The 14,559-nt window shown below is 62.6% G+C and carries 14 protein-coding genes; 9 read left to right on the forward strand and 5 right to left on the reverse strand.

Features of this window, described 5'->3' with window-relative positions:
• Window positions 1–37 precede the first annotated feature (37 nt).
• Window positions 38–694: an adenylate kinase gene (gene adk / locus F623_RS0101775; protein WP_018861007.1), complete on the reverse strand. Its 657-nt coding sequence runs from the start codon at window positions 692–694 to the stop codon at window positions 38–40.
• A gap of 149 nt (window positions 695–843) precedes the next feature.
• On the opposite strand from adk, the gene F623_RS0101780 reads away from it, so the two are divergent.
• Window positions 844–2,010 carry a hypothetical protein gene (locus tag F623_RS0101780; RefSeq protein WP_018861006.1) on the forward strand — a complete coding sequence of 389 codons (1,167 nt, stop codon included), beginning with the start codon at window positions 844–846 and terminating at the stop codon, window positions 2,008–2,010.
• A gap of 70 nt (window positions 2,011–2,080) precedes the next feature.
• Here F623_RS0101780 and F623_RS0101785 read toward each other — a convergent pair whose 3' ends face one another.
• From F623_RS0101785 to F623_RS0101795, 3 genes are read right to left on the reverse strand one after another with little or no spacing between them, the layout of a single operon-like run.
• Window positions 2,081–3,064, reverse strand: coding sequence for a DmsC/YnfH family molybdoenzyme membrane anchor subunit (locus F623_RS0101785; RefSeq protein ID WP_018861005.1), 984 nt, complete (start codon window positions 3,062–3,064; stop codon window positions 2,081–2,083).
• A gap of 17 nt (window positions 3,065–3,081) precedes the next feature.
• The gene (locus F623_RS0101790; RefSeq protein WP_018861004.1) at window positions 3,082–3,813 is read right to left on the reverse strand and encodes a 4Fe-4S dicluster domain-containing protein; all 732 of its coding nucleotides are present in this window, start codon (window positions 3,811–3,813) and stop codon (window positions 3,082–3,084) included.
• Window positions 3,810–6,674: a molybdopterin oxidoreductase family protein gene (locus F623_RS0101795; RefSeq protein WP_018861003.1), complete on the reverse strand. Its 2,865-nt coding sequence runs from the start codon at window positions 6,672–6,674 to the stop codon at window positions 3,810–3,812. Before F623_RS0101795 ends, F623_RS0101790 begins: the two co-directional genes overlap by 4 nt.
• Before the next feature lie 237 nt (window positions 6,675–6,911).
• Here F623_RS0101795 and F623_RS0101800 point away from each other — a divergent pair, with 237 nt between their 5' ends.
• Both F623_RS0101800 and F623_RS0101805 read left to right on the forward strand, forming a co-directional pair.
• Complete coding sequence (locus F623_RS0101800; RefSeq protein WP_018861002.1) at window positions 6,912–7,448, forward strand: metallophosphoesterase family protein; 537 nt, start codon at window positions 6,912–6,914, stop codon at window positions 7,446–7,448.
• Between the two features lie 132 nt (window positions 7,449–7,580).
• Window positions 7,581–8,186, forward strand: coding sequence for a CBS domain-containing protein (locus F623_RS0101805; protein ID WP_018861001.1), 606 nt, complete (start codon window positions 7,581–7,583; stop codon window positions 8,184–8,186).
• Window positions 8,187–8,253: 67 nt separating this feature from the next.
• Here the strand turns inward: F623_RS0101805 and sat are convergent, their stop codons facing one another.
• Window positions 8,254–9,444, reverse strand: a complete 1,191-nt coding sequence (gene sat, locus F623_RS0101810; protein ID WP_018861000.1) for a sulfate adenylyltransferase — start codon at window positions 9,442–9,444, stop codon at window positions 8,254–8,256.
• Window positions 9,445–10,015: 571 nt separating this feature from the next.
• On the opposite strand from sat, the gene F623_RS0101815 reads away from it, so the two are divergent.
• The 6 genes from F623_RS0101815 to F623_RS13460 all read left to right on the forward strand — a co-directional run bounded on the left by F623_RS0101815 (window position 10,016) and on the right by F623_RS13460 (window position 14,503).
• Window positions 10,016–10,789, forward strand: coding sequence for a hypothetical protein (locus F623_RS0101815; RefSeq protein ID WP_018860999.1), 774 nt, complete (start codon window positions 10,016–10,018; stop codon window positions 10,787–10,789).
• A 42-nt stretch (window positions 10,790–10,831) separates the two neighbouring features.
• On the forward strand, window positions 10,832–11,311 hold the full coding sequence (gene aprB, locus F623_RS0101820; protein WP_038029702.1) for an adenylyl-sulfate reductase subunit beta: 480 nt from the start codon (window positions 10,832–10,834) through the stop codon (window positions 11,309–11,311).
• Window positions 11,311–13,209: an adenylyl-sulfate reductase subunit alpha gene (gene aprA / locus F623_RS0101825; RefSeq protein ID WP_018860997.1), complete on the forward strand. Its 1,899-nt coding sequence runs from the start codon at window positions 11,311–11,313 to the stop codon at window positions 13,207–13,209. Before aprB ends, aprA begins: the two co-directional genes overlap by 1 nt.
• A gap of 157 nt (window positions 13,210–13,366) precedes the next feature.
• A complete protein-coding gene (locus F623_RS0101830) occupies window positions 13,367–13,717 on the forward strand; it encodes a hypothetical protein (RefSeq protein WP_018860996.1) in 351 nt (116 codons plus the stop codon).
• A gap of 16 nt (window positions 13,718–13,733) precedes the next feature.
• Window positions 13,734–14,246 carry a peptidylprolyl isomerase gene (locus F623_RS0101835; RefSeq protein ID WP_018860995.1) on the forward strand — a complete coding sequence of 171 codons (513 nt, stop codon included), beginning with the start codon at window positions 13,734–13,736 and terminating at the stop codon, window positions 14,244–14,246.
• Window positions 14,247–14,338: 92 nt separating this feature from the next.
• A complete protein-coding gene (locus F623_RS13460; protein WP_012981484.1) occupies window positions 14,339–14,503 on the forward strand; it encodes a hypothetical protein in 165 nt (54 codons plus the stop codon).
• Window positions 14,504–14,559: the final 56 nt, after the last annotated feature.

The raw sequence follows: 14,559 nt of genomic DNA on the forward strand, positions 1-14,559 counted from the left end.
CAAGACGACCCGCCCGGAATGCCAGGCGGGTCTTTTTTTAGCCCAGAGCCTTGAAGATCTGGTCGCGGATGTCTTCCACCGATCCGGTTCCCTTGATGTGGACGTACTTCGGCGCATCGGACTCGCCGCTGTCCGCCCATTTCGAGTAGAACTCGACCAGTGGCTGGGTCTGGCTGTGATAGGCCTCCAGGCGTTTGCGCACCGTCTCTTCGTTGTCGTCTTCGCGCTGGATCAGATCCTCGCCGGTGACGTCATCCTTGCCCTCGACCTTCGGCGGGTTGAACTCGATGTGGTAGGTGCGGCCGGATCCAGGATGCACGCGGCGCCCGCTCATGCGGCGGATCACCTCTTCGTCGGGGACATCCACCTCCACCACAAAGTCGAGCGGCACGTTCTGTTCTTTCAGCGCCTCGGCCTGCGGGATGGTGCGCGGAAAGCCGTCAAACAGAAAGCCGCTGTCGCAGCAGTCGGGCTGCTCCACGCGTTCCTTCACCAGGCCCAGGATGATGTCGTCGGAGACGAGGCCGCCTGCATCCATGACCTCTTTGGCCTTCAGACCCAGTGGAGTGCCCGCCTTGACGGCTGCGCGCAGCATGTCTCCGGTGGAGATCTGCGGGATGTTGTACTTCTCGCAGATATATTGGGCCTGAGTGCCCTTGCCGGCGCCGGGCGCCCCCAACAGAATCAGTCGCATACTCTCGCTCCTATGAGGAGTGGGTGGTTGTGCTAAGGTCGCGGCGGACGCTTCCGAGCCGCGCAAGTTACAGTACAAGGGTTGTGGTTGTGGGTACAAGCCTGCCCATGCCTATCTGACACCCGCCCCGTAAGGAGTCATAGACCGACATGCAAGCCGGCCCCCGCGAGATCACCACGCCCTTTCGGCCTATCCCCCTGGATATCCCGGAAGGCATGAAGCCCAACGAGTTCTTCAACAGCACCGAAAACCTCGCCGACCTGGTCCACAACAACGGATTATTGGTGAATCCGGAGAACCTCCTGCTCTACCGCAAGGCGCTGGGGCACAGCAACGAATTCGACTGCTCCATCATCTACAACACCTCGCAGACCATCCTCGACCCGATGGGGCGCCCAGTGCGGCGCACCCAGGTGCCGGAGCCGGTGCGGCATGTCTGGAATCGGATGAACGGGGTGATCATCGAGTACATGCTGGAGCAGTATCCGGACCCGGCCGAGGCCCTGGTGCTGGCGGGCGAGGCCAGCCTGGACGCGACCTGGCCGCTGACCGCGCCGGGCGTGCCCAGCATCCGCATGCTGCACAATCACTTCATCGTCTTTCCCATGGCGACGCTGACCGAGGCGCCACTGGCGGACCCCGGCAACCCCAACCTGACCGATGGCGGCCAGCACAGCTTGTTCCAGGCCTATATGCGCGATGTCTATCGGACGTTTTTTACCCGGGCCCTGGATCTGCAAATCCTGCGTCCCGCTACGGATCACCAGGCACGCCTGGGGCTGACCGGCTACCCGCACGGCCTCCCGAGTTGGGAGATCCAGGGTGGGGTCGAGGCGCTGAAGGATATCCGCTTCTGGCGGGAATACGACGCGGTCCTGCAGGGCTTTCTGGACTTCTACCGGACCTTCTTTTCGCAGGTCTCCACCCGCAATGCGCCGATGCCCGAGGGCGTACATTTTCCCGATGCGGTGGAGGAGGTGCTGCTGTTCAACAACGATTTCCTGAAGACCGCGAAGAAGGTACGTGATCGCTGCTTCACGGATGCCAAGTACGCCCATGCGATCCGCTGGCAGCCGGCCTTCAAGCAGCTGATCTACCGCAATGACGAGGGCCGTCTGATCGTGACCATTAGTCAGAATTCAATCGGCAACGCGATCACCGAACTGTTGGGCGTCGTCGTCAACCGGGTGCCGGACGCGGAGGCCTACGAGCGTGTCGAACCGGCCCTTGTAGAAAAGCTGCTGGAAGTGCGTCGCCGCCTGGTCGAGGTCGACCTGGGCGAGGGGATTGCGACCGAGGGCTGGCCTGCCGGCTGACCGGGCCGGATCGGGTGTGCCCGGATAATGAATGATGTACCGGGGGCGGACGGACCGCCCCCGGTCATGGTCAGGCGACTGACTGGTAGTAGATGTTCTGCGGGTGGTTGGCCTGGGCGAAAAAGAACCAGCGCTCGGCGACCATGCCCAGATACTGAATCACGAACGCGGCGATCAGCACGTTGACTGGGTCGACCCGAGTGACCAGCACGACCAGCAGCAGGATCGCCGGGACCACGAACGCGCCTAGCAGGAAGATCCATTTCATCCCGCGCAGAAATGCCGCCGACATGTGGTGGAAGAACTCCCGCGTATTGAACGACCCGCCCATGAAGCCCTGGGACTTCTGCTGGATCTTCGGGTGCTTCACCCCGATCGCGGTCTGCAGGGTCGACTTCGACTTGATGCGGGCGTTGCGCACCAGCGACGCGCTGCGGGTGCCCAGCCCCAGAACGGTCAGCACGATCGCCACCGTCGCCATGAAGGCGACCAGCGGGACACCGGCCCAGGCAGCATAGGCGGCGGCCAGGGTAAAGCCGTTGGCGGCGCCCAGCACGGTGTAGTTCACCACCGTCAGTGGCGAATGCCATTCCTGCAGGAACTTGATGCAGGCATAGATCATTGCGGTGGTGACATACAGCACGATGGCCAGCAACGCCCCGATCGCACCGAGCACCATGGTTGGCAGCACGGGTATGTCTCCGGCCAGCGTACCCAGGGGCGGGTTGAACCCGAATGCATGGGCCGCGCCGTAGAGAAACACCAGGCCCATGAACGCCGGGAGCACGATCACCTCGCGCGAGAGCCAGGAGGTGCGCCACTTGGTGGCGGTGCGCCAGGCGCGTTCCGGCCGACCCAGGTGAAAGAACGAGGCGACCAGTCCCAGCACCAGGAAGGCCAGCGCGAGCGCGGAGCCAAGCGCCAGGAAGTCCGAACCCGGGGGCGGCAGCACGCCCAGCAGGCTCAGGGCTTCGGCACCGAACAGGCCGAGAAACAGGCCCTGTCCGGCGCCGATCAGGGTGGTGAGAAAAATGACCGAGAAGGCTGGATGCATAGTGTCTTCGTCCCTGTTTACCAGCTGGTGACGTCGTCGAGCGAGGGTTCGTCCTGCCCGGGCTTCGGCAACTGACTGTCGATCTTCAGCGGATTGTCCGCGCGTTCCACCTCGTCCTCGCGGATGGTCAGCTGGGTCTTGCGCCGTGGCAGGTAATGGTTGGCCGGCTTGGTCCCCCATTCCGGCATCAACTGGTAGCCACCCGCCTCGCGGATCGCCTTCGAGACGACCGACTCGGGGTCATGGATATCGCCGTACAGTCGCGCATTGGTCGGGCAGGCCCGCACGCAGGCCGGCTTGCGGTCCCATTCCGGCAACTCCTCGTCATAGATGCGATCCACGCACAGGGTGCACTTGGTCATCACCTTGCTTTCGGCGTCCACCTCGCGCACGCCGTAGGGGCAGGCCCAGGAGCAGTACTTGCAGCCAATGCACTTGTCGTAGTCGACGAGCACGATGCCGTCCGACTCGCGTTTGTAGGAGGCGCCGGTCGGACACACCGGTACGCAGGGCGGCTCCTCGCAATGCAGGCAGGACTTCGGAAAGTGCACCGTCTCGGTGTTCGGGTATTCACCCACCTCGAAGGTTTGCACCCGGTTGAAGAACGTACCGGTAGGGTCCGCGTCGTAGGGATTCTGGTCGACCAGCGGACCGGCGTCGCCGGAGGTGTTCCATTCCTTGCAACTGGTCACGCAGGCGTGGCAGCCCACGCAGACGTTGAGATCGATGACGAGGGCGAGTTGGGTCATTTCTTGCCTCCTATGCCCGCAAAGAAGTTCAAAACACGTGCCCGTGTGGACTGGCCGGGATACGGTTTGAGCGGCTTGAACTGGGGGGAGGTCTCCTGCGGCTCCCCTTCTTCGGCCTTGTAGATTCGTACGCGGACGTCATACCAGGCCGCCTGACCGGTGACCGGATCGGAATTCGAGATCGGGCCGTCATGCCCCGGCAGCTCCTCGGAGATCAGGTGGTTCAACAGGAAGCCCTTGCGCGCCTCGTTGGCGCGCGGGGTCAGGTTCCAGGCCCCCGCGGCCTTGCCGATTGCATTCCAGGTCCAGACGGTGCCGGGTTCGACGGCCTCCGAGTACTTGGCCATGCAGCGCACTCGGCCCCAGGGGCTTTCCGCCCAGATCCAGTCCTCGTCCTCGATGCCGGCGGCCCGCGCGGTGCGCGCGTTTACGTACAGCAAGTTGTGGGCGTGGATCTGGCGCAGCCAGGCATTCTGGGAGTCCCAGGAGTGGTACATCGCCATCGGCCGTTGGGTGACCGCGGCCAGCGGGTAGGTGTGTTTGTCCGTGGACTGGTGTTCCAGCGGGTCGTAATAGAAGGGCAGCGGGTCGAAGAAGGTCTCGACGCGCTTGGTCAGGTGCGCCGGCACCTTGCGTGTGGTCCCCTTGCCCTGGGCGGCGGCGCGGAACTTCATCAACACCTCGGAGTAGAGGTGAATCAGCACGGGTTCGCCATAGCGCGTGATGCGGTTGCGCTGCGACCACTCGAGATAGCCCTTGTTCCAGTTGCGCATGTACTGGTAGCTGCGTGGCAGTTCGTACTGGAAGACGCAGTTGTTCTTCGCGTACATCTCCCACTGGTTGGGGTTCGGTTCGCCGCGCAGGGACTTCTCGCCGCCCTTGCCGCGCCACCCGGCGAGGAAGCCGATGCCGGAACCCGGCTCGGTCTCGTAGTTGACCACGAAGTCCGGATAGTCGCGGAATTTGCGGTCGCCCTTCTCGTTCACGAAGGCCGGCAGTTTCAGACGCGACCCGAGCTCGATCAGTACATCCTGGAAGGGCTTGCACTCGCCCTTGGGTGGCACCACCGGGATGCGCACCGAATCCACCGGGCCGGTGAACTCGGAGATCGGGCGATCCAGCATCGACATCACGTCGTGGCGCTCCAGATAGGTGGTGTCCGGAAGGATCAGGTCGGCAAACGCAGTCATCTCCGACTGGAAGGCATCCGCGACGACCAGGAACGGGATCTTGTATTCCCCGTTGTCGTCCTTGTCGTTCAACATTTTGCGGACCTCTTCCGTGTTCATGGTCGAGTTCCACGCCATGTTGGCCATGAAGATCAGCAGGGTGTCGATCGGGTAGGGGTCGCCGCGCCAGGCATTGGTGATCGCGTTGTGCATCATGCCGTGCACGGCCAGCGGGTACTCCCAGGAGAAGGCCTTGTCGAGCCGGACCGGCTCGCCCTTGTCGTCCACGAACAGGTCGTCCGGGCTGGCCGGCCAGCCGAGCACCATGCCGTCCAGCGGCTTGCCGGGCTGCACGCCCTCCGGCCCCTTCGGGGTGCGGGCGCAGGGCGGGATCGGACGCGGGAACGGGGCCTTGTGGCGGAAGCCACCGGGGCGGTCGATCGTGCCCAGCAGCGACATCAGGATCGACAGCGAACGGATGGTATGGAAGCCGTTCGAGTGGGCGGCCAGCCCGCGCATCGCATGGAAGGAAACCGGGTTGCCGGTGACCGACTCGTGCTCCACGCCCCAGGAGTCGGTCCAGGCGATCGGCAGTTCGATGCGCTGATCACGCGCGGTCACGCCCATCTCGTGAGCCAGGCGGCGGATATCCTTGGCCGGTATGCCGGTGACGCGCTCGGCCCACTCCGGGGTGTACTCCGCGACCCGGTCCTGCAGCAGCTGGAACGAGGGCTTCGCCCGTGTCCCGTCGTCGAGTGTGAATTCGCCGAGCAGGAAGGGATCGGCCCCCGGGGTATGGGTGGCGACCGGGCGACCCGTCTTGCGATCCCACCAGAGCTGATTCTGTGCGTCGTAGCAGCCTTCTTCAGGCGGCTTCTCGGTACGCAGGAACATGCCGAACTCGTCCTGCTCCTCGTCCATGTTCACGAGCTGGCCGGCATTGCTGTAGCGCACCAGGAAGTCGCGGTCGTACAGGCCCTTGTTGATGATCTCGTGGATCAGCGCCAGCAGCAGGGCGCCGTCGGTCCCCGGACGGATCGGGACCCATTCGTCGGCGATCGCGGAGTAGCCACTGCGCACCGGGTTGATGGAGATAAAGCGCCCGCCCTGGCGCTTGAACTTGGAGATTGCGACCTTCAGCGGGTTGGAGTGGTGGTCCTCCGCGGTGCCGATCATCACGAACAGCTTCGAGCGTTCCAGGTCGGGGCCGCCGAACTCCCAGAACGACCCGCCGATGGTGTAGATCATGCCGGCGGCCATGTTCACCGAGCAGAAGCCGCCGTGTGCTGCGTAGTTGGGGGTGCCGAACTGCTTGGCGAACAGCCCGGTCAGGGCCTGCATCTGGTCGCGCCCGGTAAACAGCGCAAAGCGCTTCGGGTCGGTCTCGCGGATGTGCCCGAGGCGCTCGGCGAGGATCTCGAAGGTCTCCTCCCAGGAGATCGGCTCGAATTCGGCATCGCCGCGCTCGGCGCCGGCCTTGCGCCGCAGCGGCTGGGTCAGCCGTGCCGGCGAGTGCTGCTTCATGATCCCGGAGGCGCCCTTGGCGCAGATCACGCCTTCGTTGATCGGGTGCTCGGGGTTGCCATCGATGTAGCGCACCTCCCCGTCACGCAGGTGCACCCGGATGCCGCAACGGCAGGCGCACATGTAACAGGTGGTGTTCTTGATTTCGTGCGACGGGGTCTGTGCCATAGATCGTTAACGCCTTGAAAGTTTAGACAATTACGATATACTTGCGTCCCCCTGTGTGCCGCCCGGGGTTACTCCCACTATGCAGTTCCGGGGGGTCCACCACAAGGCATTTCGGGAGCAATCGGGCATCCGGCGATCGGTTTCGCGAGAGGCCCGGATTGGGAGTGGCCGCGAGCATGGACGCGGCAGTGTTATGGTTTCGCGCCAGGATTTTGAAAACAGAGGCCTGCGAATCCCATGAAGGTATGCATTGTTTCCGACAGCCATGACCGCGGCCCCATGCTGGCCCGGGCGATCGAGGCCGGTATTGCCGCGGGGGCCGAGGCCGTCATCCACTGTGGTGACGTAATTGGCGGAAATACGCTGCGCGCCTCGCTGAAGCTGGGTGTGCCGATCCACGCGGTGCATGGCAACAACCTGGGTGACCCGGTCGCGATCTCGCGCATCGCCCACCAGTCCAACGGCCTGCTGCATTACTACGGGCTGGATGCCACCATCACCCTCGGTGGCCGCCGCATCTTTGTCACACATTATCCCCACTACGCCCATGCAATGGCCTGCACGGGAGACTACGATCTCGTTTGCTGCGGGCACAGCCACGAGACTGAAATTCGCCAGCAACCGCATGTGAAGGACGGGACCACCTGGGTCGTCAATCCAGGTACTGTGGCCGGTCTTGGTGCGCCCGAGGCTACCTGGGCGCTGGGGGACCTCGACAGCATGTCGTTCGAGATCCGGCCGACGCCGGAGGAGGCTGCGGCCGCAACGCAGTGACCTGTCGGGGGCCGTTGGGCGCTATCCCCGTCTGTCGCATATCGCGGCAATGCTCGTGTCGCACGGGGTTGGCTTGTCAGCACGCGTTTGTCAGGGCATCGTCTAGGTTCCCACCCTGGATGGAGAAACGCGATGACCGCAGAATTTCCGCACAAACCCCTGCCATCGAGCAAGGCGGCTCCCGGAACCGGGCTGCAGCAGGTAACCGACGAGGAACCGCGGGTCACGCTGGCCTCCTCGGCCCTGTGTGTGCTGACCGACTTCCGCCGCGTGCCGGTGGCCACGATCGGTCCCGACGCGACACTGGGTCAGGCGACGGAGCAGATGATTGCCAAGGGTGTGCGGTTGCTGATTGTGGTCGACGATGCGCGGCGCGTGCGTGGTCTGATCACGGCGCGTGACACGCAGGGAGAACGCCCGATCCAGATGGTCAACGAGCGTGGCCTGCGGCACGAGGACCTGCGAGTGCGCGACCTGATGGCGCCCCTGGAGGACGTGGATCTCCTGGACATGCAGCGGGTGATGCAGGCTGATGTCGGCGACATTATCGCGACCCTGAAGGACTGGGGGCGTCAGCATGCGCTGGTCGGGCAGACTGACCCGGCTACTGGTGAGACCCGCATCCGGGGTATGTTCTCGGCCACGCAGATTGGCCGCCAGCTGGGGGTGTCGGTGCAGACATTCGATGTCGCACGGACCTTCGCCGAGATCCAGGCGGCATTGTCGAAGACCTACTGAATGCAAAACGGTGGCGGGATTCCCCGCCACCATTTCTCCTCGTGAACCGGGCCGCAGCCCGGTCCCGCTACTTGTTGATGCTCTGGTAGTAGTCCATCAGGATCTCCGCCACTTCCGGGCGCGAAAACTCGACCGGAGGCGCCTCGCCGCGGCCCAGCATCTCGCGCACCTTGGTGCCGGACAGGAGCACGAAGTCCTCCTTTGTGTGGTCGGGCGCATCGCACATCATCACAACGCGGCCGAGCTTTTTCGAGAAGGCGGTATGGTCCGCCCGGAAGATCTCGATCTCCAAGGCGCCGTCCGGGACGTCCGTATCGAAGACGGTCTGGGCATCGAACGGGCCGTAGTAATCCCCCACGCCGGCATGATCACGACCGACGATGAAATGGGTGGCCCCCATGTTCTGGCGGAACAGCGCGTGCAGCACCGCCTCTCGCGGCCCCGCATAGAGCATGTCGAAGCCGTAACCGGTGATCATCACCGTGTTCGGAGGGAAGTAGATCTCCGCCATCTTGCGAATCGCGGCGTCCCGCACCGGGGCCGGGATATCGCCGGGTTTCAGCTTGCCCAGCAGCATGTGGATCACCACGCCATCGGCATTGAGCTGCTCCAGCGCCATGCGGCACAACTCTTCGTGGGCGCGGTGCATCGGATTGCGGGTCTGGAAGGCCACCACCTTGTTCCAGCCGCGTTCGGCGATCTCGTTGCGGATCTCCACGGCGGTGCGGAAGGTGTCGGGGAAGTCGTCCTGGAAATAGGAGAAGTGAAGTACCTGAATGGGACCCGACACGCAGACGCGGCCTACGCTGTTGAAGGCGGCCACTCCGGGGTGCTCCATGTCGGTCGTGCCATAGACCTTCTCGGTCATGGTCGCCATCTGCTCGGGCGTGAACTCCTCGATCGCCTCGACTTCCTGAATCGCGAGAACCGGATTCCCTTCCATGTTGGGGTCGCGCAGGGCAATGCGCTTGGCCCCGCGAATGGCATCCGCGTTCTCCAGGAGGTTGACCACAGGGACCGGGAAAAACAGCCCGCTGGTGGTCCTCATGTTTTCCGCGCAACTCATCGCGTCGGCGACGTTCATGAAGCCGGTCAGAGGCGTGAAATAGCCGCCTCCCATCATGACGGCGTTGCCCGCGGCAGCGGAGCTGATCATCACGGAGGGAAGGGTTTCGGCCTCTTTCAACAGGGCGTGATGTTGCTCGGGTTCGTAGACAAACAGGGGCTTCAGGGTGTCTGCACCGTGCGGTTTGATCATGGGGCTTTGTCTCCTGCCGACGCTGGTTGTGGGCTATGTATGGGGCGGCCGAAGCCGCCGGATGTCGTGCTCGGATCGCATGCGATCGGCCGGGCGCGTGTTTGGCCGCCGTGCGAGTCGAACCCGAACGTAGCACAAGATAGTCCATAAAGCGCCGGGTTACTTGACCCCTATCCAGCCTGCGCTGACACAAGGGGCCTGTGGTGGGCAGGGTCGACGCGGCTCGGTCCGGGGCCCCGCGCCTCCGGCCGGTCGTTCGTGGTCGACAGGCCCGCAACCATGGGTTGCACGATGCCAAAGGCCGCGTGCCACGACTTTCCAAACAGATACCGGCTCAGGGTGGAATCCCGGTACGGGATAAAGCGGCGGCTGACGCCATAGATTAGCGTTTCCCTAAATTAGCATATCGACCCATTCATTCCGCTTATGTCGCGGCAAGCAAGTTTGATTTGAAGCGCAAGATCGATTTATCACAGACTCGGTGGGCCAATTGGACATGTTGAGGAGGCCTGACGCCGTGATCACTAGTAATCCCTTTGCCGAACTGGCTGCGTTTATTCCACCAGCCGCAATGCAGTGGTATGTCGTGCTCATGGTCATCCTGGTGGCTGCTGGCACGATCCTCGACATGATGCACAAGAGGAGCGCCACGTATTTCTTCGAGAACGCCAAGAAAGGGGAAAAGAACGCAACCCGTACCGTGAGTGGTGGCGAGAAATTTTCGATGGCGATGCAGACCATCGGGAAAGAGGTCATCACCTCTGGCGAATTCAAGAATCCGACGCGTCGCGCCTCCCACCTCTTCACCATGTGGGGCTTTATCGTGTTTGTGGTCTCCTCCGCCGTGCTGATCTTTGGTTACGCGACCGAGCCGGCAGCCGGGGTGTGGCCGGTCCTGTGGCACCTGGGTGCTCTGTCGCTCGCCTTTGGTGGCTACTGGTTCTGGTTCTTCATTCGCGTCGATGTGAATTCCGAAGGTCGCCGCTGGTACCAGCTGGTCCGTGCCGACCTGTTCATCGTGTCGCTGCTGGCGATGTCGACGTTCGCCATCCTGTGGTCGCTGACCCAGGGTACTGCGCTCGGCTGGCTGTTCTTTGCGCTGTTCCTGGCGGCCACCACGACGCTGTTCGCGACGGTCTACTGGTCCAAGTTCGCGCACATGTTCTTCAAGCCCGCCGCGGCCTATCAGAAGCGCCTTACCCGGGCTGATGGTTCCGCCGAGAACCTCCCGACCCTCACGCGCGACGACCCCGAGCAACAGCAGCGCCACTCGATGGAGTTGCTGCGTGACGCGCCGATGGACATGGGGAAGGGTATCCAGCGCGAAGAGCCCAACCACTACTAATAAAGCCATTTACCCGAACATCAGCATCGATCGAGGACTACCATGCCAACTTTCGTATACATGACCCGTTGCGATGGCTGTGGGTACTGCGTGGACATCTGCCCGTCAGACATCATGCATATCGACGAAACCACCCGTCGTGCCTACAACATCGAACCCAACATGTGCTGGGAATGCTATTCCTGCGTCAAGGCCTGCCCGCACCACGCCATTGACGTACGCGGCTACGCGGACTTCGCGCCTCTGGGCCACAGCGTGCGCGTCGACCGCGACGAAGAGCGCGGCACCATCGCCTGGAAGATCAAGTTCCGCGATGGTCGGGAAAAGAATTTCCTGTCGCCGATCACTACCAAGCCCTGGGGCAAGCACATCCCGCAGCTGGCCGACGTACCCGCGCCGGACAAGTCGATGCGGGACAGCCAGTTGCTGTTCAACGAGCCCAAGTACATCCGCATGGATGAGGGGGATCTGCACACGCTTGAGGCCGCCGGTCTCAAACTGAAAGAAGGGGTGTACTACTGATGGCCTACAAGACAATCGTCGAAGACAACATCGACATCTTGGTTTGTGGCGCCGGCCTGGGCGGCACGGGTGCCGCCTGGGAAGCCCGGTTCTGGGGCCAGGACAAGAAGGTCGTGATTGCTGAAAAGGCCAACATCGACCGTTCCGGCGCGGTGGCGCAGGGCCTGTACGCGATCAACTGCTACATGGGGACCCGCTGGGGCGAGAACAACCCAGAAGACCACGTGCGCTACGCCCGCATCGACCTGATGGGTATGGTGCGCGAGGATCTGCTGTTCGACATGGCGCGCCACGTGGATTCCACCGTGCACCAGTTCGAGGAGTGGGGTCTCCCGCTGATGCGCGACCCGAAGACGGGGGCCTACCAGCGTGAGGGCCGCTGGCAGATCATGATCCACGGCGAGTCCTACAAGCCGATCGTGGCCGAGGCCGCCAAGAAGTCCGCCGACACGATCTACAACCGCATCTGTGTCACCCATCTCCTGATGGACGAGTCCAAGGAGAACCGGGTGGCCGGGGCCGTGGGCTTCAATGTGCGTACCGGCAACTATCACGTCTTTAAGTCGAAGACGGTAATCGTTGCCGCGGGCGGCGCCTCGATGATCTTCAAGCCGCGTTCGGTCGGTGAAGGTGCGGGCCGCGTCTGGTACGCGCCGTGGTCTTCCGGTTCGGCCTACGGTCTGCTGATCAATGCCGGCGCCAAGATGACCCAGATGGAAAACCGCATCGTGCTGGCCCGCTTCAAGGATGGCTATGGCCCGGTCGGTGCCTACTTCCTGCACCTGAAGACCCGTACGCAGAACTGCAACGGTGAAGAGTACGAGTCCAAGTGGTGGCCAGGGCTACAGGAGATGGTCGGCAAGGAGTACCTCGATCCGGAGGCCTCCCACCGGACCCACCGTCCGATCCCGACCTGCCTGCGCAACCATGCCTTCCTCAACGAAGTGAACGCTGGTCGTGGTCCGATCCACATGGTTACCATGGAGGCCTTCCAGGATCCGCACCTTGAAGAGGTGGGCTGGGAAAACTTCCTGGGCATGACCGTCGGCCAGGCTGTGCTGTGGGCCGCCACCGACGTCGACCCCAAGAACGAGAACCCCGAGCTGACCACCTCGGAGCCCTACGTGATGGGCTCGCACGCAACGGGTTGCGGCGCCTGGTGCTCCGGTCCGGAGGATGTCTCCCCGCCCGAGTACTTCTGGGGCTACAATCGCATGACCAGTGTCGAAGGCCTGTTCGGTGCCGGCGACGCCGTGGGCGGGACGCCGCATGCGTTCTCCTCCGGTTCCTTCACCGAAGGCCGGCTGGCCGCAAAGGCTGCCTGCAAGTACATCGACGATGGCAAGGCCGACGGTATCCGCGTCTCCGATTCGCAGATCAACAAGCGCAAAGAGGAGATCTACAAACCGCTCGAGCACTACAAGATCTACCGCAACGAGGTTGTTGCCGGTTCGGTCAACCCGAACTACATCAACCCGCGCCAGGGTCTTGACCGCCTGCAGAAGCTGATGGACGAATACTGCGGTGGCGTGACGGTCAGCTACATGACCAACGAAAAGCTGCTCAATATCGGCCTGAAGAAGATGCACATCCTCGAAGAGGACCTGGAAAAGCTGGCCGCGGAGGACATCCACGAGCTGTTGCGTGCCTGGGAGCTGAAGCACCGCGTACGCACGGCCGAGAGCGTCTTCCACCACACGCTGTTCCGCAAGGAAACGCGCTGGCCGGGCTACTACTATCGCGGCGACTACATGAAGCTCGACGACAAGAACTGGCATCACCTGACGGTCTCCCGTCGTGATCCGAAGACCGGCGAGTACACCATGGAGAAGGCGCCGTGCTATCACCTGGTCGACAAGGACGAGGCCCCGGCCGAGCCCGAGAAAGCGGAAGCCTAGGGTGCTAACGTGACGGGGTCGGCTGCGACCCCGTCACCACGACCGGAAGCAGCGTTGGCCAACGCGTTCGCGCGTTGGTCTTCTCTTTCAACCGCCACCCCCCGGGGGTTTCAACATGACCAGTGCAGCTGAAGCACAGACACCGCAGGAGACGTCGATGAACATCATCGATCACTCCGACGAGGAGATCCTGGAGATCGCCCACCCCATGTGGAGTGATCTGATCAAGTACTCGAACAAGGGCCAGTACGGCAAGTTCGTCCGCCGGTTCTCCTATCATCTGCTGTTCGGCCTTAACGAGGTTGAAGTGGGCAAACAGTTCGCCCAGAGCGAACTGACCCGCAACCTGAAGGAGGACTGGGATTTCCTCGGCATCATCCGTCGCGGCGAACACGTGACCGTTCTGTACCGGGTGCGCAGCACGAAGAAGGAAGGCGAGTGGCTTGGCCGCATGGTCCTCGGTTACGAGGAAGGCGAGGTGCGGATCTTCGGTGCGTCCATTTTTTGAGATTGCGGGACTTTGAATGACAGATGTAATCAAGGACAACAAGTACGTCGAACTGAACTATCAGGTCATCGACGAGAAATCCGGCCAGGTCCTGACCGAGGTCGAGTTCCCGCTGGGTTATGTGCACGGCGTCAATGAAGTCCTGTCGCCCAAGGTGATGGGCGAGCTTGAGGGCAAGGCGCAGGGCGAAACCATCGAGGTCCCCATCGATTGCAATGCGCTGTACGGTCCGCGCGACGAGTCCCTGGTGATCACGGAAGCGATCGAAAACGTGCCGGAGGAGTACCGCAAAGTCGGTACGGCGATCCTGATGGAAAACGATCGAGGCCAGACCAAGAACTTTCTGGTTACGCGGCTCGACGACAAGACGATCACCATCGATGGCAATAACCCACTGTGTGGCCGACAGGTGATTTTCAAGCTGAATGTGTTGTTGGTGCGTGATGCCACTGCTGAAGAAATCGAGCATGGTGGCAAGGTGGAGTCGGGCCCGGAAATCGACAGCGGACGAGCGGTGCCCATCGAGTGATGGAGCCGGTTCACCCGGCCTGTCAGTATGTCTGGGGAGCGAGACGTGAGTGTCCCATCCCCTTTTTTTCATCGAAGCGAGGTGAATGAAACATGAGCCAGGATACCGAGAAGAAACACCCGCAGGTCCCGGATGGCAAGTCCCGTTATCTCGTGACCCGTCAGATGCCGCCTAACGAAAAGGGGTTTGTCGGTTACGAAACGATCTGGGAGTCCTTCCAGAAAGAGGCCGAGTACACCACACCGAAGCGCCCCTGAAGCCGGGGTAGCCGACAACCGCCCCTTGTCGAACGGGGCGCAGCCTTACCTGCCGC

It is taken from the genome of Thioalkalivibrio sp. ALD1 (genome assembly GCF_000381245.1).
Classification (GTDB): Bacteria; Pseudomonadota; Gammaproteobacteria; order Ectothiorhodospirales; family Ectothiorhodospiraceae; genus Thioalkalivibrio.